16 protein-coding genes and 1 riboswitch are annotated in these 24,688 nt (G+C 65.9%); of the genes, 11 read left to right on the forward strand and 5 right to left on the reverse strand.

Annotated features, from left to right (window positions below; genetic code table 11):
• The first annotated feature begins 166 nt into the window (after nucleotides 1-166).
• From AC56LN_RS06000 to AC56LN_RS06015, 4 genes are read left to right on the forward strand one after another with little or no spacing between them, the layout of a single operon-like run.
• Nucleotides 167-3,262, forward strand: coding sequence for an efflux RND transporter permease subunit (locus tag AC56LN_RS06000; RefSeq protein ID WP_499570411.1), 3,096 nt, complete (start codon nucleotides 167-169; stop codon nucleotides 3,260-3,262).
• Entirely contained in the window at nucleotides 3,259-6,540 is a 3,282-nt protein-coding gene (locus AC56LN_RS06005) for an efflux RND transporter permease subunit (protein WP_499570413.1), read from the forward strand. Before AC56LN_RS06000 ends, AC56LN_RS06005 begins: the two co-directional genes overlap by 4 nt.
• Before the next feature lie 5 nt (nucleotides 6,541-6,545).
• Nucleotides 6,546-8,012, forward strand: coding sequence for an efflux transporter outer membrane subunit (locus tag AC56LN_RS06010; RefSeq protein WP_499570414.1), 1,467 nt, complete (start codon nucleotides 6,546-6,548; stop codon nucleotides 8,010-8,012).
• Nucleotides 8,013-8,058: 46 nt separating this feature from the next.
• On the forward strand, nucleotides 8,059-9,021 hold the full coding sequence (locus AC56LN_RS06015; RefSeq protein ID WP_499570415.1) for an HDOD domain-containing protein: 963 nt from the start codon (nucleotides 8,059-8,061) through the stop codon (nucleotides 9,019-9,021).
• Nucleotide 9,022: 1 nt separating this feature from the next.
• On the opposite strand, the gene AC56LN_RS06020 is transcribed toward AC56LN_RS06015, so the two are convergent.
• Nucleotides 9,023-10,330, reverse strand: a complete 1,308-nt coding sequence (locus AC56LN_RS06020; protein WP_499570416.1) for a GGDEF domain-containing protein — start codon at nucleotides 10,328-10,330, stop codon at nucleotides 9,023-9,025.
• Nucleotides 10,331-10,505: 175 nt separating this feature from the next.
• Here AC56LN_RS06020 and AC56LN_RS06025 point away from each other — a divergent pair, with 175 nt between their 5' ends.
• From AC56LN_RS06025 to AC56LN_RS06040, 4 genes are all read left to right on the forward strand, one after another.
• Nucleotides 10,506-12,644 carry a S46 family peptidase gene (locus AC56LN_RS06025; RefSeq protein WP_499570418.1) on the forward strand — a complete coding sequence of 713 codons (2,139 nt, stop codon included), beginning with the start codon at nucleotides 10,506-10,508 and terminating at the stop codon, nucleotides 12,642-12,644.
• Nucleotides 12,645-12,661: 17 nt separating this feature from the next.
• Nucleotides 12,662-13,255: a nicotinamide riboside transporter PnuC gene (pnuC, locus tag AC56LN_RS06030; RefSeq protein WP_499570419.1), complete on the forward strand. Its 594-nt coding sequence runs from the start codon at nucleotides 12,662-12,664 to the stop codon at nucleotides 13,253-13,255.
• Entirely contained in the window at nucleotides 13,252-13,785 is a 534-nt protein-coding gene (locus AC56LN_RS06035; protein ID WP_499570420.1) for an AAA family ATPase, read from the forward strand. Before pnuC ends, AC56LN_RS06035 begins: the two co-directional genes overlap by 4 nt.
• 139 nt (nucleotides 13,786-13,924) lie before the next feature.
• Nucleotides 13,925-14,893, forward strand: a complete 969-nt coding sequence (locus AC56LN_RS06040) for an HDOD domain-containing protein (protein ID WP_499570422.1) — start codon at nucleotides 13,925-13,927, stop codon at nucleotides 14,891-14,893.
• Between the two features lie 403 nt (nucleotides 14,894-15,296).
• Here AC56LN_RS06040 and AC56LN_RS06045 read toward each other — a convergent pair whose 3' ends face one another.
• Nucleotides 15,297-17,426, reverse strand: coding sequence for a TonB-dependent siderophore receptor (locus AC56LN_RS06045; RefSeq protein ID WP_499570423.1), 2,130 nt, complete (start codon nucleotides 17,424-17,426; stop codon nucleotides 15,297-15,299).
• Nucleotides 17,427-17,509: 83 nt separating this feature from the next.
• Nucleotides 17,510-17,607: riboswitch (TPP riboswitch) on the reverse strand.
• 56 nt (nucleotides 17,608-17,663) lie between these two features.
• Complete coding sequence (locus tag AC56LN_RS06050) at nucleotides 17,664-18,410, reverse strand: DUF535 family protein (RefSeq protein WP_499570424.1); 747 nt, start codon at nucleotides 18,408-18,410, stop codon at nucleotides 17,664-17,666.
• A gap of 307 nt (nucleotides 18,411-18,717) precedes the next feature.
• Between AC56LN_RS06050 and AC56LN_RS06055 the strand changes: the two genes are divergently transcribed.
• Nucleotides 18,718-19,053, forward strand: a complete 336-nt coding sequence (locus AC56LN_RS06055) for a hypothetical protein (RefSeq protein WP_499570425.1) — start codon at nucleotides 18,718-18,720, stop codon at nucleotides 19,051-19,053.
• Between the two features lie 92 nt (nucleotides 19,054-19,145).
• On the forward strand, nucleotides 19,146-19,859 hold the full coding sequence (locus AC56LN_RS06060) for a glutathione S-transferase (RefSeq protein WP_499570427.1): 714 nt from the start codon (nucleotides 19,146-19,148) through the stop codon (nucleotides 19,857-19,859).
• Nucleotides 19,860-19,864: 5 nt separating this feature from the next.
• Here the strand turns inward: AC56LN_RS06060 and AC56LN_RS06065 are convergent, their stop codons facing one another.
• Nucleotides 19,865-21,070, reverse strand: a complete 1,206-nt coding sequence (locus tag AC56LN_RS06065; RefSeq protein WP_499570428.1) for an MFS transporter — start codon at nucleotides 21,068-21,070, stop codon at nucleotides 19,865-19,867.
• A 98-nt stretch (nucleotides 21,071-21,168) separates the two neighbouring features.
• On the opposite strand from AC56LN_RS06065, the gene AC56LN_RS06070 reads away from it, so the two are divergent.
• Complete coding sequence (locus tag AC56LN_RS06070) at nucleotides 21,169-22,065, forward strand: LysR family transcriptional regulator (protein ID WP_499570429.1); 897 nt, start codon at nucleotides 21,169-21,171, stop codon at nucleotides 22,063-22,065.
• A 1-nt stretch (nucleotide 22,066) separates the two neighbouring features.
• Here the strand turns inward: AC56LN_RS06070 and AC56LN_RS06075 are convergent, their stop codons facing one another.
• Complete coding sequence (locus tag AC56LN_RS06075; RefSeq protein ID WP_499570431.1) at nucleotides 22,067-24,559, reverse strand: TonB-dependent receptor plug domain-containing protein; 2,493 nt, start codon at nucleotides 24,557-24,559, stop codon at nucleotides 22,067-22,069.
• Nucleotides 24,560-24,688: the final 129 nt, after the last annotated feature.

Raw genomic sequence — 24,688 nt, forward strand, 5'->3', positions numbered from 1 at the left:
CGTCGTTCCCGCGCAGGCGGGAACCCAAGGGTGCCAGCGTCGCCAGAAGCGCATGCCGCGTCGACGGCGCCACGAACTTGGGTTCCCGCCTTCGCGGGAACGACGGTGGTATGCCAGCAGCCAGCCTGCGCCTGGCCCGCGCCCACGACGGCAGCGGGAGCAACGCGTGAGTCCTTCCACCCCCTTTATCCAGCGCCCGGTCGCCACCGCATTACTGATGCTGGCGATCGTGCTCTCGGGCCTGGTCGGCTACCGCTTCCTGCCGCTGGCTGCGCTGCCGCAGGTCGACTTCCCGACCATCCAGGTGCAGACGTTGTACCCGGGCGCCAGTCCCGAAGTCATGGCGCGCACGGTCACCGCACCGCTCGAACGCCAGTTCGGCCAGATGGCCGGCCTGACCCGCATGAGTTCCACCAGCGCCGCCGGCGTGTCGATGGTCACGCTGCAGTTTGCGCTGGGCGAGACACTCGACGTGGCCGAGCAGGAAGTGCAGGCCGCGATCAATGCCGGCGGTTCGCTGCTGCCGACCGACCTGCCGGCGCCGCCCGTCTACGCGAAAGTCAACCCGGCCGACGCGCCGGTGCTCACGCTCGCGATCACGTCCGACACGCTGCCGCTGACCGAAGTCCAGAACCTCGTCAACACGCGCCTGGCCCTGAAGATCAGCCAGGTCTCCGGCGTGGGCCAGGTGTCGCTGTCCGGCGGCCAGCGCCCCGCCGTGCGCATCCAGGCCGATACCGCCGCCCTCGCGTCGTATGGCCTGGGCCTCGACACGCTGCGCACCGCGATCACCGCCGCCAATGCCAACAGCGCCAAGGGCAGCTTCGACGGCCCGACGCGCTCGTACGCGATCAATGCCAACGACCAGCTGGTCACGGTGCCCGATTACCAGAACCTGATCGTCGCCTACCGCAACGGTGCGCCGGTCAAGCTGCTCGAGGTGGCCAAGGTTGTCGACAGCGCCGAGAACGTGCGCCTGGGCGCCTGGGCCAATATGAAGCCGGCCATCATCCTGAACGTGCAGCGCCAGCCGGGCGCGAACGTCATCGCCACGGTCGACGCAATCAAGGAACGCCTGCCGGAACTGCAGGCCGGCTTGCCCAGCGCGCTGCGCATGGATGTGCTGAGCGACCGCACCACCGGCATCCGCGCCTCGGTCAAGCACGTGCAGATCGAGCTGGTGCTGGCCGTGATCATGGTCGTGCTGGTGATCTTCGCGTTCCTGCACGACCTGCGCGCAACCGTGATTGCCAGCCTGGCCGTGCCAATCTCGCTGATCGGCAGCTTCGGCGTCATGTACCTGCTTGGCTACAGCCTGAACAACCTGTCGCTGATGGCGCTGACGATTGCCACCGGCTTTGTCGTCGACGATGCGATCGTCATGATCGAGAACATCGCGCGCTATATCGAAAAAGGCGAGGCCCCGATGGCCGCCGCGATCAAGGGCGCCACGCAGATCGGCTTCACGATCATTTCGCTGACCGTCTCGCTGATCGCCGTGCTGATTCCGCTGCTGTTCATGGGCGACGTGGTGGGGCGTCTGTTCCGCGAATTTGCCGTCACGCTGGCCATCACGATCCTGATCTCGGGCGTCGTCTCGCTCACGCTCGTGCCGATGATGGCCGGGCGCTGGCTGCGCAGCCACGAAAACGAAAAACCGGGCCGCTTCGCCGTCAAGTTCCAGGCGTTCTTTGACCGCGTGATTGCGCGCTACGACGTGATGCTGGGCTGGGTGCTGAAGCGCCAGGGCCTGACGCTGCTCGTCGCGCTGGCCACCGTGGTGCTGACCGCCGTCATGTGGACGATCATTCCGAAAGGCCTGTTCCCCACCCAGGACACCGGCCAGCTGCAGGCGCGCGTGCAGGCACGCCAGTCGATCTCGTACACCGACATGGCCAAGCTGCAGCAGGAAGCGGCGCGCCGCATCATGCAGGACGAGGCGGTCGAGTCGGTCGCGTCGTACGTCGGCGTCGACGCGGCCAACAACACGATGCTTCATACCGGCACCATGCTGATCAACCTGAAAGCCGATCGTGGCGACCAGGCCGAGACCATGGCGCGTCTGCGCGAGCGCGTGGCGAATGTGGCGGGCCTGCAGCTGTTCCTGCAGCCGACCCAGGATCTGACGATCGACGCCGAAAGCGGCCCGACCCAGTACCGTTTCTCGGTCGAAGGCGCCGACACTGATTTGGTCAATGAATGGGCGCGCAAGCTCACCACGAAAATCGGCACCTTGCCCGAGCTGCGCACGGCCGTCACCGATGCCGGTGCGACCGGCGCTGCCGCCTTCATCGACATCGACCGCGACACGGCCTCGCGCCTGTCGATCACGGCCGCGTCGATTGACGATGCGCTCTACAGCGCCTACGGCCAGCGCATCGTCTCGACCATCTTCACCGAGACCAACCAGTACCGCGTGATTCTCGAGGCGCAGAAGGACAAGGCGATGTCGATTGCCGCGCTGGGCCGGCTGCAACTGCGCACCGGCTCCGGCCAGTCGACGCCGTTGTCGGCAGTGGCCACGATCAGCGAACGCCAGGCGCCACTGCAGGTGATCCACGTGGCGCAGTACCCGGCGGCCACGGTCGGTTTCGATACGGCGGCCGGTGCCTCGCTGGGCGATGCGGTGGCCGCGATCCGCGCCGCTGCCGTCGATCTTGGCATGCCGGCGTCGGTCAGCATGACGTTCCTCGGCGCGTCCGGCGCCTACGAGTCGTCGCTGTCGAACCAGTTGTGGCTGATCATGGCGGCCGTTGTCTGCGTCTACATCGTGCTGGGCGTGCTGTATGAAAGTTATATCCACCCGCTGACCATCCTGTCGACGCTGCCGTCGGCCGGCGTGGGTGCGCTGCTGGCGCTGTGGGTCAGTGGCCAGGGCCTGGGCGTGATCGGCATCATCGGCATGATCCTGTTGATCGGCATCGTCAAGAAGAACGCGATCATGATGATCGACTTCGCGATCGAGGCCGAGCGCGAAGAAGGCAAGTCGCCGCTGGACGCGATCCGCCAGGCAGCCTTGCTGCGCTTCCGCCCGATCCTGATGACGACGCTGGCGGCGCTGTTCGCCGCCGTGCCACTGATGCTGGGCACAGGCGAGGGCGCCGAGCTGCGCCGCCCACTGGGCCTGGCGATGTTCGGTGGCCTGGTCCTGAGCCAGCTGCTGACGTTGTTTACGACGCCTGTCATCTACCTGGCGTTCGACCGTACCGCGCGCCGCCTGACCGGCAAGGCACCGCACAAGACCGAGGGGGCGGGCGCATGAACCTGTCGCGCCCCTTCGTCGAGCGGCCGATCGCCACGGTCCTGCTGACCATCGGCATCGCGCTGGCCGGCATCGCCGCCTACTTCGTGCTGCCGGTGGCGCCGCTGCCGCAGGTTGACTACCCGACCATTTCGGTGTCGGCGTCGCTGCCGGGCGCAAGTCCCGATACGATGGCCTCGAGCGTGGCCACGCCGCTGGAGCGGCGCCTTGGCGCGATTGCCGGCGTCAATGAGATGACGTCCAGCAGCGGCACCGGATCGACCCGGATCAACCTGCAGTTCGAACTGAATCGCCAGATCGATTCCGCCGCGCGCGAAGTGCAGGCGGCAATCAGCGCCTCGCGTGCCGACCTGCCGGCCACGCTGCGCAGCAATCCGACCTATCGCAAGGCCAATCCATCGGACGCGCCGGTGCTGATCCTGGCGCTGACCTCCAAGACCAAGGAACCGGCCGAGATTTTCGAATCGGTGTCGAACCTCGTGCAGCAGCGCCTGGCGCAGGTCAAGGGCGTGGGCGAAGTCGAAATCGGCGGCGGCTCGCTGCCGGCCGTGCGCGTCGAGCTGGTGCCGTATTCGCTGAACCGCTATGGCGTGTCGGCCGAGGACGTGCGCGCCGCAATCCAGGCCACCAATCCGAACCGCCCCAAGGGCGAGATCGACGGCAACGGCAACCGCCTGCAGATCTATTCGCAGCCGGCCGGCGGCGATGGCCGCAGCGCCGCCGATTACAAGGATCTCGTGGTCGCGTGGCGCAATGGCGCCGCCGTGCGCCTGTCCGACGTCGCCACCGTGTTCGACGGCCCGGAAAACATCTACACACTGGGCCTGTTCAACGGCCGGCCCGCCGTCATCGTGCTGGTCACGCGCCAGCCTGACGCGAACGTCATCGAAACCGTCGACGGCATCCGCGACCTGCTGCCGTCGCTGCAGGCGCAGCTGCCGGGCGACATCCAGCTGGCGATTGCATCGGACCGCACGAATTCAATTCGCGCCTCGCTGCACGAGATCGAATTCACGCTTGTGCTGTCGATCGTGCTGGTCGTAGCGGTGGTCAGCGTGTTCCTGCGCAGCCTGCGCGCGACCGTGATTCCCGCGGTGGCCACGGTGGTCTCGCTGCTGGGCACCTTCGGCGTCATGTATGCGCTGGGCTTTTCGCTCAACAACCTGTCGCTGATGGCGCTGACGGTGGCCGCCGGCTTTGTCGTCGACGATGCCATCGTGGTGCTGGAAAATACGGCGCGCCATATCGAGAACGGCATGGACCGCATGGCCGCGGCATTGCTGGGCGCGCGCGAAGTGGGCTTCACGGTGCTGTCGATTTCGCTGTCGCTGGTGGCCGTGTTCATCCCGCTACTGTTCATGGGCGGGCAGGTGGGGCGCCTGTTCCGCGAATTTGCCGTGACGCTGTCGGCGGCGGTCATGATTTCGCTCGTGATCTCGCTGACCACCACGCCGATGATGTGCGCCTGGCTGCTGCGTCCCGAAGACAAGGACAAGAAGCCGGGACGCCTTGCGCGCTGGTCCGAAGGCGGCTTCGCCCGCGTGCTGCGCGTCTACGAGCATGCGCTCGACTGGGCGCTGGCCAGCAAGGTGCTGGTCATGATCATCCTGCTGTTTACGGTCGGCCTGAACATCTACCTGTTCACCAATGCGCCGAAGGGCTTCTTCCCGCAGCAGGATTCGGGCCAGATGAATGGCGGCATCCGCGCCGACCAGAGCATCTCGTCGCAGGCCATGCAGAAGAAGATTTACCAGCTGGTCGAGATCATCCGCAAGGATCCGGCGGTTGAAACAGTCGTCGCGTTCACCGGCGGCGGGCGCGCCGGTGGCGGCTTCATGTTCGTCAACCTGAAACCCGTGAGCGAGCGCGATGTCGCGGCGCAGGCCGTGATCGCGCGCCTGCGTCCGCAACTGGCCAAGGTCACGGGCATCTCGATCTTCCTCAACCCGGTGCAGGACTTGCGCATGGGCGGGCGTTCGAGCAATTCGACCTACCAGTACACGCTCAAGAGCGACAACGCGGAAGACCTCAAGCAGTGGGCGGCCAAACTGGCCGAGGCGATGAAGGCGCAACCGGCGCTGGTCGACGTCGACACCGACCAGGCCGAAAACGGCGTGGAAACCTATGTCACGATCGACAAGGAGAGTGCGGCGCGCATGGGCATCACCACGCGCGACGTGACCAATGCGCTGTACAACGCCTTTGGTCAGCGCCAGGTGGCGAACATCTACGATGAGCTGAACCAGTACCACGTCGTGATGGGCGTGGCGCAGAAGTACGCGCAGTCACCCGAGGCGCTGAAAGACGTGTACGTGCCGGCGCGGGCCGCTGGCGGGAGCCAGAACGTGGTCTCTTCCAGCACCGGTACGGCAGCTGCCGCCGGCGCTGCGGGCGCGGCGACATCGGCGACAGCGAGCCTGACGGCGGCGCGCGATCCGTCCGGTGGCCAGGCGCTGGCCGACAGCGCCGCGACGATGGTGCCGTTGTCGGCCATCGCCCGCTTCGCCGAAAGCGCGACCGCCACCTCGGTCAGCCACCAGGATGGCGAACTGGCCACCACGGTGTCGTACAACCTGAACGAAGGCTTCACGCTGACCGACGGCGAAGCCGCCGTGCGACAGGCCGAAGCCGACATCGGCATGCCGATCAATGTGCGCGGCAGCTTCCAGGGCACCGCCGCAGCGGCGCAGGCATCGAGCCAGGAGCAGCCGCTGCTGATCCTGGCCGCCATCGTTGTCATCTATATCGTGCTCGGCATCCTGTACGAAAGCCTGATCCATCCGATCACCGTGCTCTCGACCTTGCCGTCGGCCGGTGTGGGCGCCGTGCTGGCGCTATTGATGTTCAAGATGGAGTTCTCGATCATCGCGCTGATCGGCGTGTTCCTCTTGATCGGCATCGTGAAGAAGAACGCGATCCTGATCATCGACTTCGCGCTGGAGGCCGAGCGTGCGCGCGGTCTCACCGCAATGGAAGCGGTGCGCGAGGCCTGCATGCTGCGCTTCCGCCCGATCCTGATGACGACGCTGGCCGCCGCGCTGGGCGCGCTGCCGCTGGCGATCGGCTTCGGCGAAGGCTCCGAACTGCGCCGTCCGCTGGGCATCGCCATCATCGGCGGCCTGGTCGCGAGCCAGCTCCTGACACTGCTTACCACGCCGGTCGTGTATGTCCTGCTCGACAAGCTGCGCACCCGCAAACCCGATGAACACGCGTTGACCCGCCACCCGCACGACGTCGATCCGACGCCGGGTGCCGGCCCATCGCTCGCCAAACCATGATGCCCATGCAAATCTCTACCTCCCTGCACCTGACCCTCCTCGCCATGGCTCTCGGCCTTGGCGGCTGCGCCGTCGGCCCGGCGTACCAACGGCCTGCGGCGCTGCCAGCCGGCCCGGTGCCGGAATCGTACAAGGGCGTCAACGCGCCCTTGCCGGGCTGGGCGCCGGCAGCACCCGCCGACGCGCTCGAGCGCGGTCCCTGGTGGCAGCTGTTCAACGACCCGGAACTCGATCGCCTCAGCCGCCAGGTGGAAGCCGCCAACCAGAACATCGCCGTCGCCGTGGCCAACTACGCGCAGGCGCGTGCCATTGTCGCGCAGCAGCGCGCATCGCTGTTCCCGGTGGTGTCGCTTGGCGCCGGCGGTGACCGTGCCGGCGGCGGTAGTAGCGGCAGCAGCGGCGACACCAACCGCGGCGCCGCCAGCGCCTACCGCCTGCAGATCGGCGCAAGCTGGGAGCCGGATGTGTTCGGCCGCCTGCGCACGGCGGTCGGTGCGGCCGAAGCCAGCGCCCAGGCCAGCGCCGCCGACCTGGCCAGCGTGCGCCTTGCGGCCCTTGGCGAGCTGGCGATCAACTATTTCTCGCTGCGCCAGACGGATGCCCAGATCGGGATGCTCGCGTCCACCATCGAGGGCTACGAACGCGTGCTGCAGATTACGTCGAACCGCTTTGCAGCGGGCGTCTCGGCGCGCTCGGATGTGCTGCAGGCGCAGACGCAGCTGGCCACGGCGCGCAGCGACGCGCTTGGCCTTGCGCGCTCGCGCGCCGAGCTCGAACATGCGATTGCGGTGCTGGTCGGCCAGAGTCCGTCGAGCTTTGCGCTGGCCAGCACGCCATGGCAGGTCGTGGTGCCGGCCGTCCCGGTCGGCGTGCCGTCCACACTGCTGCAGCGCCGGCCCGACATCGCCGCCGCCGAACGCAATGTGGCCGTGGCCAATGCCGACATCGGCATCGCGCGCTCGGCCTACTTCCCGACTTTCGGGCTGTCGGCTTCGTACGGCAACAACACGAGTCGCGTGGGCGACCTGTTCTCGCTGTCGAACGCGGCCTGGTCGTTCGGCCTGTCGGCGGCGCAGACGCTGTTCAATGCCGGCGCCACGCGCGCCAGCGTGGAAGGCGCCGAAGCGCGCCACCAGGCCACCGTGGCCAGCTACCGCCAGGTGGTCCTGACGGCGTTTGCCGATGTCGAGAACGGCCTGGCCGCCACCCGCGTGCTCGAGCAGCAGCAGCAGTTGCGCGTCGAAGCCGCCGAAGCAGCCGGGCTGGTCGAAGAGCAGATCCTGAACCGCTACAAGTCGGGGCAGGTGAGCTATACCGAGGTGGTGCAGGCGCAGGTCACGGCGCTCAATGCGCGGCGCCAGCTGGTGCAGGTGCAGGCTGACCGCCAGACGACGGCGGTGGCGCTGATCCAGGCGCTGGGCGGTGGCTGGACCGACGGAGAGGTGAACAACGCGCCGGCGATTGTCAATTGAGTCGCGTCAGGGCTTACAATGACGCATCCGAGGCCCGACCGACTTTATGAAAAAATGGATTGACCGTATGCTGGGCGCCGACAAGACGCCAGCCGTGGCCGCGAGCGAAGCGCCGGCCAGTGAGCCTGCGCCCGACCTGGCCGAGCAGGTCGACGGTGCCTATTACCGCTGGCTGACCGCCAAGGCCGGCTATGAAGCCACGCCCGACGTCGAAGAACACCTGCTGGATTTGGTGCGCACGCTGGCGCTCGATCCGGGCGCGGCCAGCGGTCTGGTGCCCCGCATCCCCGAACTGATCCCGGAACTGCTGCGCGACCTGGCCGACGACGCCGTATCGCAGGGGGCGCTGGCGCGCTCGGTCGAACGCGACACGGTGCTGGTGGCCGAAGTGATCCGCGAAGCCAACAGCGCGTATTACCGCCCGCTGCAGCCGATCAAGTCGCTCGATGCCGCACTGTTGATGCTCGGCCAGAACGGCCTGCGCATGTTGCTGGCGCGCATCGCGTTCCGCCCGCTGCTGCGCATGGCCGACACCGGCTTTGCGCGCCAGGCGGCGCCGCTCGTCTGGCATCAGGCCGAAAAGTGCGCGCTGGCGTCGAGCCTGATGGCGCCGGGCATGGCTGCCGGCGTGTTCGAAGCGTACCTGGCGGGCCTGATGCAGAACCTGGGCTTGCTGGTGGCCTTCCGCCTGGCCGAGCGCGCGGCCGAAGCGGGCAAGATTCCCGGCTCGAGCGAGTTCGGTGCACGGCTGTTCGCCGTCAGCCGCGGTCTGTCGGCGTCGATTGCGGCGCACTGGGAGTTCCCGCCGGACGTCGTGAACGCCATCGCCAGCGCCGGCACGCCGGCCGCATCGGCGCTGGCCCGCGCGCTCGAGCGGGGCGACCAGATCGCCAAGCTGCGCGTGCTGATCGATGCCCACGTCGTCGCGGAGGACGACAACCTCGTTGCCGATGGCCTGAACAGCTTCGAACGGCGCTGCCTGGGCAAGCTGTCCGACGCCAAAGGCTAGCTCAGGGCGCCGGACAGATCCGGTTGCGTCCACCTTGCTTGGCCGTGTAGAGCATTGCATCGGCCTGCACGAACAGTTCGTTTTCGCTGCGCTGCGCGGGAAACGCCGCCAGCCCGCCGCTGAACGAAAAGCGCCGCTCGTCGCCCGGCGCGACCTGGAACGCGATGGCGCCGAACGATGCGCGCAGCGCGTCCAGGCGCGCCCACGCCTGCGCCGGCGTGCAATCCCAGAACACCACCACGAATTCTTCGCCACCGAAGCGGCTGAGCAGATCGCGCTCGTCCATTTGCGGCGCCAGGCACAGGCATAAGCGCTTGATGACGATATCGCCGAAATGGTGGCCCCAGGTGTCGTTGATGGTCTTGAACTTGTCGATGTCGATGACGCCGAAGGCCAGTGGCTTGTCTTCCAGCGTGGCCTGGCGGATCAGGTCCTGTGTTTTACGCCGCAGCCCGACCTTGTTGAGCAGCCCCGTTGCGCGGTCCTTGCCGATCAGATCCTTGTTGATCCGGATCTTGGCCGCGCGGTTGGCCAGTTGCGCTTCGAGCATGCCCGAGCCGGTGTCGGGCAGGACTGCATCGAAGCCATCGCCCAGTGCGCGCCGGGCCAGCGCGTCGTCCGGGCGGCGCTGCAGCAACACGATTTCGCGCACCGGATCGGCCTCGATATTCTTTTGCATCACGCGCGCCAGGGCGTCCACCCGCAGGTAGTCGCTGTCGGGGATCAAGACCAGGTCGGGCTGCAGTTCCTTGACCCGCAGGTGCAGCGTCGATGGCTCGGCGTGATAACTGACGTCGATGCGCTGGTCGCGCAGCGCCGCGTCATTCAGGCTGCCCGGTACGCCGAGCGTGACCAGGGTGACGGCGTCGCCGCGCTTGCGCTGCACGAACAGGTTGAACAGCTTGTCGACCAGCACATCGTTGGCGATCGGCTTTTCGGCATACGCCAGGCAATGGCTGTCGACCAGCCGCTGCTGCAGCAGGAAGCGGCTGCCCTGGCGGCTCGATTGCAGGTAGACGTAACTGTGACCGGGCGGCAGGCGCGCCAGCAGTTCACCCAGCATCAGCGTCTTGCGCGCATCCTGCAGGTCGGCCTGCATATTGTGCAGGGCGTCGAGATCGATCACAAACAGGCTGGTGCCGCGATCGGCCTCGATGGCCGCGACATACTGCGCCAGCTCGCTGAAGAAGCGGATATCGAAATCGTATTTGTGCGAGTGCAGCAGCAACTCTGCCCGGTTGTCCTTGATGAAGAAACTCTGGCACAGGTACAGAACAGTATGTCGGTACAGTGGCGCCTCGCTTGTCATGTTTGCATGCCTTCCCTGGATGCCTGTCTTGCAAAACGACAATATTACATCCTGCCAGAGCAATGTGACGCAGTGTTGACGCGACCGGTGCGGCGGTCGCTTCGCCATAAATCGCCACGGCCGGGATACAACGGCGATATACTCCCGCATTGCTTTTTTCATCCAGGGTGTTGTCTTGTTCAAATCGATTTTCCTGCCTGTCGCCCTCCTGGGCGCCGCGACCGCCGCCTTCGCCGACGAAGGCCAGTGGCAACCGCACCAGCTGCCGCAGCTCTCGTCCGAACTCAAGCGCATCGGCATCACGATGCCGGCCGCGAAGCTGGCCGACCTGAGCAAGCATCCGATGAGCGCCATGGTGTCGCTCGGCGGCTGCTCGGCCTCGTTCGTGTCGCCCGATGGCCTGGTGGTCACGAACCACCACTGCGCCTACGGTGCGATCCAGCGCAATTCGACGCCAGAGCAGAACTACATCGTCAATGGCTTTTTGGCCAGGACCCGCGCCGAAGAACTGCCGGGCGGCCCGAGCACGCTGATCTACGTGACCGAAAAGGTCGAGAACGTCACCAAGCGCGTCCTGGATGGCCTGAGCCCCACGCTGTCGGGCAGCGAGCGCCATGCGCTGGTCGCCGCGCGCGTGAAGGCCCTGATCGCCGAGTGCGAAACCGACAAATCGACGCGCTGCTCGGTGCCGGCGTTTCACCGCGGCCTGGAGTACTACCGCATCAGGCAGCTGATGATCCGCGACGTGCGCCTGGTGCACGCGCCGTCCGACCGCATCGGCAACTTCGGCGGCGACATCGACAACTACGAGTGGCCGCGCCAGACGGGCGATTACTCGTTCCTGCGCGCCTACGTCGGCAAGGACGGCCGCCCGGCCGACCCGTCGCCGGACAACGTGCCATACCGCTCGAAGGACTTCCTGGTGGTGTCGGCCGAAGGCCTGAAGAACGGCGATCCGATCCTGCTGGCCGGCTATCCGGGCCGCACCAGCCGCTACAAGCTGCCAAGCGAGATCCGCTTCGCACGCGACGTCGATTTCCCGGCCAAGGCAGCCACGATCACGGCCGACCTGGCGACCATCGCCGCCGCAACCAAGGGCAATCCGGCCTGGGACGTGCGCTATGCGAGCGTGGCCAAGAGCCTGAACAACGTGCTGAAAAAGACGCAGGGCCTGATGGACGGCTTCGCGCGCAAGGACATCGCCGCCATCAAGGACGTGCAGGACGCCGAGTTCCGCACCTGGCAGCAACGCCACGCCGGCGCCAACAAGAACCTGCTGACCGAACTGGACGCCGTGATCGCCCGCGACATGGCGCTGCAACGCCAGGAAGCCGCCTGGAACGAAGCGACCCACAGCGACCTGCTCAAGAGCGCGCGCACGCTGTATCGCCTGGCCCTCGAGCGCCAGAAGCCCGACGCAGAGCGCGAAGGCGGCTACCAGGAACGCGACCTGTCGTTCATCAAGGCGCGTTTGACGCGGCTCGAGCAATCGTTCGTGCCAGCGGTGGACGAAGCGCGCTACAAGGCCGCGTTGGCCCGCTACGCCCGCATTGATGGCGCCGTGCGCCCGCAGGGCCTCGACGCACTGCTGCCGACCGAAGCGGCGCTGCCGGCGATGTACCGCAGCAGCGAGCTGGCCGACACCGCAAAGCGCCTGGCCTGGATCGGCAAGGATCCGCAGGCGTTCCGCGCCTCGAACGACCCGTTCATCGCACTGGCCGTGCGCCTGCACGACGCCGGCATGGCGCTGGAAAACGGGCGCAACGAGATCGACGGCAACCTGGAACGCGTGATCCCGCAATACATGGCGGCCGTGATCGCATTCAAGACGTCGCAGGGCAAGCCGGTCTACCCGGACGCCAACTCGACGCTGCGCGTGACCTATGGCACGGTATCGCCGTACGCGCCGCGCGACGGCCTGCTGAAAGGGCCGTTCACGACCGTCGAAGGCATTCTTGAGAAAGAAACCGACAAGGACCCGTTCATCGTGCCGGCCGCGCTCAAGGAAGCGATCCAGGGCAAGCGCTACGGCGTGTTCAAGGACAAGGCGCTGGGCACCGTGCCGGTCAACTTCCTGTCGAGCGCCGACACCACGGGCGGCAATTCGGGTTCGGCCGTGATGAACGGGCGGGGCGAGCTGGTGGGCCTGAACTTCGATTCGACCTATGAATCGATCACCAAGGACTGGTACTTCGACACCGCCATCACGCGCGCGATCCACGTGGATATCCGCTACATGCTGTGGGTAATGAAAGAGGTCGATCATGCCGACAACCTGCTCAAGGAAATGACGATCAAGTATCCGAAGAAGTAGGACGGGTACATCCACGCATGAACGAACCCCTTGTCCTCGCCGGCCTGACGACGTCGCCACTCGAACTGATTTCGTTCCTGCTGGCCGTCGTCACGGTCGTGCTCAACATCCGCCAGAAGCACTGGGCCTGGCTGTTCTCGATCGCGTCGTCGGCCACCTACGCGGTGGTGTTCTTCGAGGCGCGGCTGTACGGCGACATGGGGCTGCAGTTCGTGTTCATCGGCGCGTCGATCTGGGGCTGGAGCATGTGGCTGCGCGGCGCCGGCAATGCGCCGCTGGTCGTCACGCGCCTCAAACCCGGCGCGCGCGCCTGGGTGCTCGTCGCGTGGGTCGCCGGCTTCGTGCTGCTCTCGACCTTCCTCGATCATTTCACCGACACCGATGTGCCGCACGCCGATGGCTTCCTGACCGCCGGCAGCCTGCTGGGACAACTGCTCCTGGCGCGCAAGAAGCTCGAGAACTGGCACATCTGGATCGCCGTCGACATCCTGTATGTCGGCCTATATGTCTACAAGGGCCTGATGCTCACGGCCGTGCTGTATGGCGTGTTCGTGCTGCTGGCCATGGCCGGCCTGCGCGCCTGGGCCGCGCATGTGGAGAAGCGGGCATGACCATGCCCGTTGCCGGTGTGGCCAGGATTGCGATCCTGGGCGCCGAATCGTCAGGCAAGTCCACGCTGTCCGAAGCGCTGGCGCGGCGCTACGACACGGTCTGGGTGCCCGAGTACCTGCGCGAATTCGTCGACGTGCACGCCCGCGTGCCGCGCGAGGAAGACCAGTTCGGCATCGCGCGCACGCAACTGGCGCGCGAGGATGCGGCGGCCCGCATCGCGCGGCGCTACCTGTTCTGCGACACGACGGCCCTGATGACGGCGTTGTACAGCCAGGTGTACTGGGACCGGGTGGATGCCCAACTGGCTCAGCTCGCCGCGCGTCACGCCTATGCCGTCACGCTGGTCACCGCACCCGACGGTCCTTGGGAGCCGGACGGCCTGCAGCGCGAATCGGAAGCGGTGCGCCAGATGGTGCACCGGATGCTCCTCGAAACACTGGCCAGGCGCGGCATCGCGTACACCCTACTGGCAGGCGAGCTGCCGCAGCGCATGGTGCAGGTAGAACAGCTGCTTGCGGCGCCCGATTGATCTACCTCAAGCGTACGACTTAAACTGCGCCGATATGCCAGAGACAAGGCCGATCGGCAGTAAATAGTTTGTCCAGGCCGACTATTTGTTTCTTTGTGGCATTACAATATGCCACTTTCTGAACACGGGGCGGGACGCGATGAAAAATTGGATTGGTCGCTTGCTGGGCGGCGCGGAGAAGGAAACCGTCGCGCCCGCAGCCGTCGGCGCAGCGCTGACGGGCGAAGACAGTCAGGCCATGGCGACTGAGGTCCACGCCACCTATTATCGCTGGCTGACGGCCAGCAGCCGCTGCGCGGCGTCACCCGAACAGGAGGCCCAGATCCTGGACGAAGTGCGCTCGCTCGCCGCCGATCCTGTCTGTGCCTCCGGCCTCGTGCCACGTATCCCCGAACTGATTTCGCAGCTCCTGACCGCGCTATCGGACGAGAATATCTCGACGGGCGCGCTGTCCGCTCAGGTGGGGCGCGACCTGGTGCTGGTCGCCGAAGTCATCCGCGAAGCGAACAGTGCCTATTACCGACCCGTGACGCCCATCGAAACGCTTGAAGGCGCCGTCACGATGCTCGGCCTGAACGGCTTGCGCATGCTGCTCGCGCGCATCGCGTTTCGTCCGCTGCTGCGCGTGACGACGCAGGGCGTTGCGCGCAAGGTGGCGCCCGTCGTCTGGAAGCATGCCGAACGCTGCGCATTCGCCGCCAGCGTCATGGCGCCGGGATTGTCCGCCGGCGTGTTCGAGTCCTATCTGGCGGGCCTGATGCACAACCTGGGATTGCAGGTGGCGTTCCAGATCGCCGACCGCGTCTGCGAAGGCAAAGTGCCGGGCTCCGGCGAATTTGGCATTGCGTTCTTTGTCGCCAGCCGCGAGCTGTCGGCGGTGATCGCCAGCCACTGGGATTTCCCGCCGGATGTCGTCAAGGCGATCGCGCATGCACATGAGCCGGAAGGCTCGAATCCGGCCAGGGCGCTGGCGCTTGGTGACAGGATCGCCACGTTGCGCCTGCTGCTGGATGCTGGTGTGATCAATGACGATGATCCGCTCGTGATGCAGGGGCTGAACGGGTTTGAGCGGCGGTGTCTGGGCAAGTTGGAGGAGTTGTCGGATTAAGTCCTGAGTGCATCCAGGCGTGCAGCAGGAGGGTGCGGCGTCCCGTTCGAGTCTTTCGTCGTCCAAACCAGAACGCCGTGCGACATCCCGGTAGAATTGCGTCCCGTGACCGGACAGATATGAGGCGCGAAACCCCCACGCCCTCCTGATTTTTCTGGCTGACCAACAGATCGGGCAATAGTCGGCACCTTGGTATCTCGCGTGCATGGACAGTCACAAAGATATGCTCAGCAGGACCCTAATGGACGCGCTTATCATATTATTCAAAATGATAAGCGTAGAAAGCCGGGATAGTTCAAGAGTCCACGTCGCGACCGCATCCTGATGTGCCTAAGCGTCGACCCGTCCGCCACTGGTAGGAACCACAGTCACAACAGCAACTGTAGTCCACTACCGGCTTCAATCAAAAATCAATCTGCGCCGACACCCTGAACGTCCGCGGCGCCCCCGGCAGCAAATACCCACCCAGCGACTGCGTCACATCGCGCCAGTAGAACTTGTCGAACGCATTGTCCATCCGCGCCCGGATGATCGTGTTCAAACCACCCGCGCGCAGCAGGTACGACGCGCCGAACCCGGCCACGTGGTACCCCGGCACCTTGACCCGGTTGGCCGGATCGAACACCTTGTTGCCCGAATACTGCCACTGCGCGTCCAGCTTGAGTCCCGCCACCTGCGGCACCGCGTACTCGACCCACGCAGCCGTGCGCAGTTCCGGCACATTGGTCACGCGCTTGCCTTCGGTGCTGGCGTCGCCCGTGTCCTTCTGGTCCGTATCGAGCGCCATCAGCGACAGGTTGTAGTTCAGGCCGGGCAGGGCGCGGCCCTGCGCCGACAGTTCGATGCCGCGGTGCGTCTGCTCGCCGGCGCGCACGAAGACGTTGGCGGCGTTCGTGTACTCGAGGCCCTGGGTGATTTCGAATACGGCGCCCGACAGCGCCAGCTGCTCGTTCACATTGCGCTTGACGCCGAACTCGAACTGCTTCGAGCGGCTTGGCGAAAGCACCGTGTTCTGGTTGACCGTCTCCATCGGTGCGATGCCGCCGTATTGCAGTCCGTGGCTGATCGAGCCGTACACGCGCCAGTCCGGTGCCGGCGCGTACACCAGCGCCACGTTCGGCAGCGCGAACGAGTCTTTTGACTTCACGCGCGCCTGATCGATTTCTTCCAGCGCATCAAGCTTGAGCTGGACATAGCGCACGCCGGCATGCAGCGTCCAGGCTGGCGCCAGGGTCACGACATCCTGCACGAACAGCGAACGCTCTTCGGTTGCGCGGCGTTCCATCACCGGCCCGGTGACGCGGCTGCTGTCCACCGGCGGCACGATCTGGTTTTGCCAGATATTGCTTGAGCCGACGTAGTCGTAGACGTATTCGCCGAAGCTGTCGTGGCGTTCGGCGTACGCGATGCCGAGCGTCAGCGCGTGGCGCACGGCGCCCGTGTCGAAGCGACCCTGCAGCATCGCTTGCGCGCCCCATGGCGTCTTGCGCTCGCCGGTGCTCTGGAAGTCGTAGACGTCGTAGTCACCGTTCGAGCAGTAGCCCGGATAGTAGCCGTCGCCCTCATTGCTGCAACCGTAGGGGAAAGCGGTGAAGTCATCGCGCTTGAACCAGTGCTTGTTGGCGTTGACGGTTGCGGTCCAGCGGTCGCTGATGCGGTACTCGAAGCGCAGGCCCAGATTGCTGCTGTCCGTGTCGACGGGGCGCGTCCATGGCTGGTCGTTGAGCAGCGTTTTTGCGGAGATCCCGGTGGGCAGGGTTTCATTGCGCAGCAACTGGTAGCCGGGGGCGGTGACCTGCTCCTTGTGCTGGTGGTCGACGTCGATCTGGAACAGCGCATCCGGCGACATCTGCCAGTCGAAAGCGGCCGAGATGAACTGGCGTTTGCCGTCGGCGCCGCGCACGTACGATTTCAGGTCTTCGGCGGCAGCATTGATGCGGTAGCCGAAACGGCGGTCGGCGAAGCGGCCGCCCAGGTCGACCGCGCCGTACACGGTGCCGCGTTCGCGCACTTCGACCGTGGCCGAACGCAGCGGCGCATTGGTCGGGCGCTTGGTGACGAAGTTGAGCATGCCGCCGGGTGCTGCAACGCCGGCTTGCAGACCGGCCAGGCCGCGCAGGATTTCGATGCGCTCCTTGTTCTCGAGCGGGATCTGCGTGTCGCCCGAAATGGCGATCATGTCCTTGCGGTAGCTGGTCGCGTTGTCGAGCGTGAAGCCGCGCACCGAGAACTGTTCGGCGTAGCCGATGGCGTTGTAGGCGTCGCCGATCGAGGCGTCGTAGCGGCTCGCATCGGTGACGCTGCGGATCGACAGGTCCTGCATCTGGCCCTGGCCGATCGAGGTAATCGATGCTGGCGCGTCGAGCAGCTGCGTTTCGGCGAAACCGCCGACGCTGGCGCGGTCGAGCGCGATCCATTTGCTGCTGGTGACGACGACCGAGGGGATGGTGTCCTGTGCGACTGCGGCAGGCGTGACAACGAAGGCCTGCAGGATGGCGCAGGCAAGAACGGGGTGCTTCAGAGTGAAGGTCATGGTGTGCTCGTGTTTGCGCGCCACAGAGGCGCGCCGCTTTGAAATCAAGCCGGAGCCAACGTGGGGGAAGGGCAAACGAACGGGAGGGCTGCTTTGCGCTTTCCTTCGCTGGCATTATCCAGATCAGGTACGAAGGGTATGTCTCACCCGGAACAACGTTCCAGGACCCCTAGCGAAGGCGCGAGTGTAGCACGACGCTTGATGGCCGTGGTGAATCTGGCAAGCGTCGTGGTGGGGTCAGGCTTGTGCGATGGTGGGCGCTCTGGCAGCGGCAGCGGTCGTGGCGACCGGCGCCATATAGTGCAGCAGCGTGCCGCGCGCCGCCTCGCCGATCGCGCGCCACTGCTCGCGGCGTTGGGCGGCGCGCTTGCGGTGCTTCGATGGCATGTCGGCCAGTGGCTTGAGGTAGAACGGCAGCGTGATCTGGTAGTGGCGCGCATCGTATTCGGCGCCGCCGAGAATGCGCCAGAAACCGTCATAGCCGCTTTCGAATGCCGCGTGCTGGTCTGCGTGATACGCCGGGTGGGCGGTGGCGCGCAGCGCGAGCACGCGCTCGATGCCCAGCGCCTGCGCCGCGCCCTGCAAGGCGGCGAACGCGAAGAAGCTGGGTGAATTATTCGGGAACGCGCGTTCGAAGGCATCGAAGGCCGGCCCGGCGTCGCGCCACAGGCCGGCGTTGTGGGTCACCAGCGGCGCGCCGTCGGTCCAGGTCCAGGACAGGCGGTGCAGGACCGCGCCATTCGCGAGCAGCATCAAGGTCAGCCCGCCCTGCGGATCGTCACGCTGCGCCGCGCGCAACTGCAGCGCGAAGTGGCCATGTTCGCCATCCTGCTGCCACAGGACCAGGCCGGCGTCGCCATGCACCGCATCGCGGTACGCCCGGTTGAAGGTCGTGTCCTCGAAGCGGACGTGGGCATTCAGGGACTGGCGCTCGCGCCAATGGCGCAAGGCGTGCCAGCGTTGGGTCAATCGCGCGAAGATCATCGAGCGCTCCATTGGGCAGAAAGTGGCGGGCGAACTTTATTAAATTAGTTCCTAAGTGCAATTATGTTCCCGATTGCCAACGTGCGCTTGGAGAAAGTGTAATGATTCGTCAGGAACCAACAGGATTGGGGCCAGTGGCCCTGTTGACAGGGTTCGGCCCACGGTGGGATGTTGCTCAATAGCGACAATCGGGCGATGCCTGTGGCGCGCCCGGCTTGTCGCGTCACATTGATCGCCCCGAATGCGGGGGCGCGATCCGGAGCAGGTCATAATGGCGGCACTTATTTATCAGCACGAAAGAACATCCATGACGCACAACCAGCCGCCGGAAGCCGCCCTCGCGCAGGGCCCTGTGACCGGGAACGAACCGGTCGACGACAGCGTGTCAGCAGCACGCACCGCTGCGGACATGGCGCAGACCCGCAGCATGCACCGCACGGCCTCCAGTCGCGTCGGCGGCCAGGGGGCGCGCGCTGCGACCGCCAAGACGGCCAAGGACAAGGACAGCACGGGCAGTCCTCAACGGCCCAACGCCAGCCAGGTCTCGGCATGGAAGAAAGCAAACAAGGCATCGATTGCCGAAACGGCGAAGCATTTCAATCTGCCGCCAACGATCGCCAAACGGTGGTGTGCAGTTGCCTGATATCGAAGGCCGCCTGCTTGACCGGCGTACCGTGCTTCCCGGCCGTGCTGTTCGGTTTACCATGAATTTTCTCCATCAACAGGAAAACAATCATGGCGCATCCCTACGAACTGTTTTACTGGCCGTCGATCCAGGGCCGCGGCGAATTCGTGCGCCTGGCGCTGGAGGAAGCGGGCGTCGACTATGTTGACGTGGCGCGCGGTAATGGCGGCGTCGATCAATTGATGGCCGCGCTCGAAGTCGGCGACCATCCCGCCTTCGCTCCGCCATTCCTGAAGGCCGGCGAACAGACCATCGGCCAGGTGGCCAACATCCTGCTGTACCTGGGCGAACAGCATGACCTGGCGCCGCGCACCGAACCTGGCCGGCTCTGGGTGCACCAGCTGCAACTGACGATCGCCGACCTGGTCACCGAGACGCACGACACGCATCACCCGATCGCCTCGATGCTGTACTACGAAGACCAGAAAGCCGAGGCAGAGCGCCGCGCGGCCGATTTCGTGAAGACGCGCATCCCCAAGTTCATGGGCTATTTTGCGCGGCTGCTCGTCCATCCCGAACCGCGCGACTACCTGCTGGGCGAGCACGTGAGCTACGCCGACCTGTCGCTGTTCCAGGTCATCGAGGGCTTGCGCTATGCATTCCCCAACGCGATGAAGAAGGTCGAAGCAGAGCATCCCCAGCTCACGGCCCTGCGCGACCGCGTGGCGGCGCGGCCGAAGATCGCGGCCTACCTGGCATCGCCGCGCCGTATTCCATTCAACCAGGATGGCATCTTCCGCCACTATCCCGAGCTGGACGCGTAAGCAGGTCAGTGCAGCGCGGCCGGCGCGGCGGTCATGCCTTTTACAGGCACGCTGTCGCGGCGATCGAGCCAGCCGGCCAGTGTCGTGAGCAGCAGGGCGCCCACGACCACCAGCGCGCCGATCCACGGCGTGGCCATCAGGCCGAGGTGCGCGACGATCAGACCACCACCCCAGGCGCCCAGCGCGATGCCGACATTGAAGGCGGCGATGTTCAGGCCCGACGCCACATCGACCGCCTGCGGCGCATCGCGTTCGGCGCGCCGCACCACATACACCTGCAGGCCCGGCACGTTGCCGAAGGCGACCGCGCCCCAGGCCAGGACCGTGATCAGCACCAGCGGTTTGCTCGGGGCCGTGAAGGTCAGCACCAGCAGCACGAGGGCCAGCAGCGCGAACACGATCTGCAGCGCGCGCACCGGCCCGAGACGATCGGCCAGCTTGCCGCCCCAGATATTCCCGGCCGCGACCGACACGCCATACACCAGCATGACCAGGCTCACGGTCGACGCCGCGAAGCCGGACACTTGCTGCAGGATCGGCGCCAGGTACGTGAAGGCGATGAAGCTGCCGCCGTAGCCGAGCGTCGTGATCGCATACACGAGCAGCAGGCGCGGCTTCCTCAGCACCGCCAGTTGCGTCAACAGCGGCGCCGGCTTGCTGCCGGCGATATCGGACGGCACCAGGATGGCGCTGCCGATAACGGCGATCACGCCCAGCAGCGACATCGCAAGGAACGTCGCCTGCCAGCCGAAGTGCTGGCCGATGAAGGTCCCGAGCGGCACGCCGGTGACCAGTGCCACGGTCAGGCCGGTGAACATCAACGCGATCGCGCTGGCCGCTTTTTCCTTCGGCACCAGGCTGGTGGCGATGGTCGAGCCGATCGAGAAGAACACGCCGTGCGCCAGGCCAGTGAGCACGCGCGCGGCCATCAGCGCCGTGTAGTCCGGGGCCATCCAGGCCACCAGGTTCCCGATCGTAAACAACACCATCAGGCCAAGCAGCAGCTGCTTGCGCGGGACGCGGCCCGTCATGGCAGTGAGCAGCGGTGCGCCGATGGCCACGCCCAGTGCGTACAGGCTCACCAAGAGGCCTGCGGAGGGCACCGACACCTGCAGGCTGGCGGCGATGGTGGGAATCAGGCCAACGATGACGAATTCGGTCGTCCCGATGGCAAAGGCGCTCAATGCGAGCGCCCAGAGTGCGAGTGGCATGATGTACTTTCTCAGAGATGACAGGCGTGCAGTGTGCCGCCTTTGCCAGCCTGGAAAAATACGCTCGGCTACAATGGACTTTTGATTCGGAGTCATCAATGATTGATGTGGATGCGCTGATTGTATTTTCCGCAGTCATGGATGCCGGCTCGTTTTCACGCGCTGCCGAGCGCCTGGGGCAGACGCCGTCGGGCGTCTCGCGCACGATCTCGCGCCTCGAGGGCAGCCTGGGCATGACGCTGATCCAGCGCACCACGCGGCGCCTGCAGCTGACCGAGGAGGGCGCCTGGCTGCTGGGACGGGCGCGAACGATTCTGGCCGACCTGGCCAACACCGAGGCCGAAGCGGCGGCGCGCCGTTCTCAGCCGGCGGGCCTGGTGCGCGTGAATGCCGCCACGCCGGCGCTGGGGCATCTGCTCGCGCCACTGGTCGCCGAATTCCTGGATGCGTATCCGCTGATCGGGCTGGAGCTGGTCAGCGGTGAAACCTATGTCGACCTGATCGAAGAGCGGGCCGACCTGGCAATCCGCATCGGCGCGCTGCCCGATTCGACGCTCAATGCGCGCCGGCTGGGCGCGGCGCGGCTGCGCGTGCTGGCTTCACCCGCGTATCTCGAACGCCATGAGGCGCCGCGTGATACGGCGGCGCTGGCTGGGCATCGCACGCTGGGCTTCACGGCGCCGGCACTGTTGAATACCTGGCCGTTGCGCCATGACGGCGGCGAAGGCTGGACGATCACGCCGCAGGTGGTGGCGTCGAGTGGCGAGACACTGCGGCAGCTGGCGCTGCATGGTGCGGGGATCGTATCGCTGTCGGATTTTCTGACGCGCGAAGATGTCGCGGCGGGACGGCTGGTGGTGGTGCTGGAAGAACACACCCTGCCGTGGACACAGCCCGTGTGGGCCGTGTTCTACAAGCAGGGTGCACTCGCGCCGCGGGTGGCGGCGCTGGTGGACTTTCTCGCCCACCGGCTGGACGAGGTGCTGGAACGCTGACTCAGAACGCGTAGGTGGCGCGGCCGTAGATATAGCGACCCGAACGACCGAACGGCGCGTACGTCGAGAACGGCGTGTTGCCGGTGGTGTTGAGCGACGGCGGCAGGGTTTCCGGATACTGGTCGAAGACGTTGTCCGCGCCCAGTGCCAGGGTCAGCTTCGGCGTGACCGCCAGGCGGCCTTCCAGGTCGACCGTGGTCCTGGCGCCCATCTCGAAATCGAACGCCGCCGTGGTGCCCGGCGAGAGCACTTCGCCGTAACGCGTGGCGCGCAGCGTCGCACCCCACTGGCCCAGCTTCCAGTTCACGTTGGCGCTGATCTTGTTCTTCGGCTGGCCTTTTTCAAGCGACAGCACGTTCAGGCGATCGAACAGCACCGGCGCCGGATTCAGGCCGGAGAGCTGCGCCGTGGTCGGCGTCTTGGTCACTTCGGTATCGGTGAAGTTGGCTGCCAGCGTGAAGTCCAGCTTGCCCGCGTCGCCCGCGTTGTACGGCATGCTCAGCACGATGTCGACGCCCTTGGTGGTGGTGTCCACGCCATTGATGAAGAAGCGCCCGCCGCCCACGCCGATGAAGCCCTGGCTGGCGATGTAGTTGCGCACGTTCGTCTGCGTCAGGTTCTCGGACAGGATGATGCGGTCGTCGATGTCAATGCGGTAGGCGTCGACCGTCAGGCTGACGGCGCCCAGGCGCATCACGGCGCCCAGTGACGCGTTGATCGATTTCTCGGCGTCGAGCGGCTTGGCGCCCAGCGCGACGGCGACCGGATCGTCCGGGCGGAAGGTCGTGATCTCGAACGGCACGCCGTTGATGAAGTTGGTCGAGGTCGCGGTGAAGTTCTGCTGCTGCGGCGACGGTGCGCGGAAGCCGTTCTGGATCGCGCCGCGCACGGCGAAGTTCGGGTTGAAGTCGTAGCGCAGCGCGAGCTTGCCGGCCAGGCTGTTGCCGAAGTCCGAATAGCGCTCGCCGCGCACGGCCACCGATGCCAGCAGCTCGGGCGTGACATTCGCTTCGAGGTCGATGAAGGCACCGATGGCGTTGCGGTGCGCATCCACTTCGTTCGATGGGCGGAAGCCAGGGAACACCTGGGCGCCCGGCGCCGTCGGCGTACCGTTCGGCAGCAGCGCGCCGCCAAAGCTGTACGACTGCTCTTCGCCGGCAAACAGCTCATAACCTTCGCGGCGCGCTTCGATACCCACGGCCACGTTCAGCGGCGACGAGAACGACGCCATCTCGACGCTGCGCACGCCGGTCAAGTTCAGCACCGCCTGGTCGTACGAATAGCCGCCCGCATAGAACGACGTCTTGCTGGTCGGGCCAAGGGAGCGGTTCAGCGTGTTCTCGATGGTGTACTCCATCTTGTTCTTGCCGTAGCCGAGCGAGGCGTCCATGTCCCACGCGCCGGCAACCCAGGTCACGCCGCCGGTGGCCGAAAAGTCTTTCACGGTCGGCGAGATCAATGGCAGGAAGCCATCCGGGTAGATCGACTGGATGTTGCGCGCGTCCTGCGGGATCCGGGCATAGCCGGCCGACGTGGCATCGCGGTCCTGGTAGCTCGCCCAGCCATACACCTTGACGCCGCCGCCCATGTCGTTGCCCGCGTTGGCGAACAGCGTGGACTGCTTCATGTCGGGCTCACCGGTCCACGCGTTGAAACGGTTGATCGTGTTCTCGCGCGGATCGAACGCGCCGTTGACCAGTGCGTACTGCTGGCGCATGTCGTAGCCGGCACGCTCGGTGCGGTTCTGGTCGCGAAATTCACCGGCGATCGTCAGGTAGCCGGTCTCGCCCAGCGCCAGGCCTTTCCAGATGCTGACCGTGGCGGTCTGGCCATCGGTGCGCTTGCGCGACGCCGGCGCAGTCCAGGTGCCGCCGGCCGGCGGCGCCGCGTTGTACAGATCGTATTCGGTCTTGTTGGCGCCGTAGTTGACGGTCGCTTCGCCGCCCGTGCGGTCGGTGCGCAGGCGCATGTTGACGACGCCGGAAATCGCGTCCGAACCGTATTGGGCGGCAGCGCCGTCACGCAGCACCTCGACCGATTTGACGATCGCGGTCGGGATGGTGTTCAGGTCGACCGCCGCCGAACCGCGGCCAATCGAGCCGTTCACGTTCACCAGCGACGACGCATGGCGGCGCTTGGAATTCACCAGCACCAGGGTCTGGTCGGGCGACATGCCGCGCAGGGTGGCAGGGCGAATGGTGTCGGTGCCATCGGTCAGCGCCGGGCGCGGGAAATTCAGCGACGGCAGCGCCATCGACAGCGCCTGCGTCATTTCGGTGCTGCCCGAGTTCTTCAGGGTCTCGGCCGAGATGACGTCGACGGGTGCGCTGGTATCGAGCACGGTGCGGTTGGCAACGCGGGTGCCGGTCACGACGACTGTCGCGGACGTTGCGGTGGTCTCGGCTTGCGGCGCCTCCTGGGCGTGGGCAAAGCCTGCGCACAGCGCGGCAATGGCAAGGGCAACTGCTGTCTTTTCCGTCTTTGCTCTCTGCATGGTGCTAATCCTTTTTGTTCTGACACGGTAGTCCACTGGGAAGGTCGAGGCCGGGACCTCGATTCCATACTGGACAGCGCTCGCCGGGGTGTCAATTCGTGCTAATCGCGAATGACGTAATTACAACAG

Source organism: Telluria sp. ZT3P26 (assembly GCF_059686035.1).

Excerpts from the sequence above, each read along its gene's own strand:
- AC56LN_RS06005 (WP_499570413.1), top strand. The coding sequence starts at position 3,259 with ATGAACCTGTCGCGCCCCTTCGTCGAGCGGCCGATCGCCACGGTCCTG.
- AC56LN_RS06010 (WP_499570414.1), top strand. The coding sequence starts at position 6,546 with ATGCAAATCTCTACCTCCCTGCACCTGACCCTCCTCGCCATGGCTCTC.
- AC56LN_RS06015 (WP_499570415.1), top strand. The coding sequence starts at position 8,059 with ATGAAAAAATGGATTGACCGTATGCTGGGCGCCGACAAGACGCCAGCC.
- AC56LN_RS06020 (WP_499570416.1), bottom strand. The coding sequence starts at position 10,330 with ATGACAAGCGAGGCGCCACTGTACCGACATACTGTTCTGTACCTGTGC.
- pnuC (WP_499570419.1), top strand. The coding sequence starts at position 12,662 with ATGAACGAACCCCTTGTCCTCGCCGGCCTGACGACGTCGCCACTCGAA.
- AC56LN_RS06035 (WP_499570420.1), top strand. The coding sequence starts at position 13,252 with ATGACCATGCCCGTTGCCGGTGTGGCCAGGATTGCGATCCTGGGCGCC.
- AC56LN_RS06040 (WP_499570422.1), top strand. The coding sequence starts at position 13,925 with ATGAAAAATTGGATTGGTCGCTTGCTGGGCGGCGCGGAGAAGGAAACC.
- AC56LN_RS06045 (WP_499570423.1), bottom strand. The coding sequence starts at position 17,426 with ATGACCTTCACTCTGAAGCACCCCGTTCTTGCCTGCGCCATCCTGCAG.
- AC56LN_RS06050 (WP_499570424.1), bottom strand. The coding sequence starts at position 18,410 with ATGATCTTCGCGCGATTGACCCAACGCTGGCACGCCTTGCGCCATTGG.
- AC56LN_RS06055 (WP_499570425.1), top strand. The coding sequence starts at position 18,718 with ATGACGCACAACCAGCCGCCGGAAGCCGCCCTCGCGCAGGGCCCTGTG.
- AC56LN_RS06060 (WP_499570427.1), top strand. The coding sequence starts at position 19,146 with ATGGCGCATCCCTACGAACTGTTTTACTGGCCGTCGATCCAGGGCCGC.
- AC56LN_RS06065 (WP_499570428.1), bottom strand. The coding sequence starts at position 21,070 with ATGCCACTCGCACTCTGGGCGCTCGCATTGAGCGCCTTTGCCATCGGG.
- AC56LN_RS06070 (WP_499570429.1), top strand. The coding sequence starts at position 21,169 with ATGATTGATGTGGATGCGCTGATTGTATTTTCCGCAGTCATGGATGCC.
- AC56LN_RS06075 (WP_499570431.1), bottom strand. The coding sequence starts at position 24,559 with ATGCAGAGAGCAAAGACGGAAAAGACAGCAGTTGCCCTTGCCATTGCC.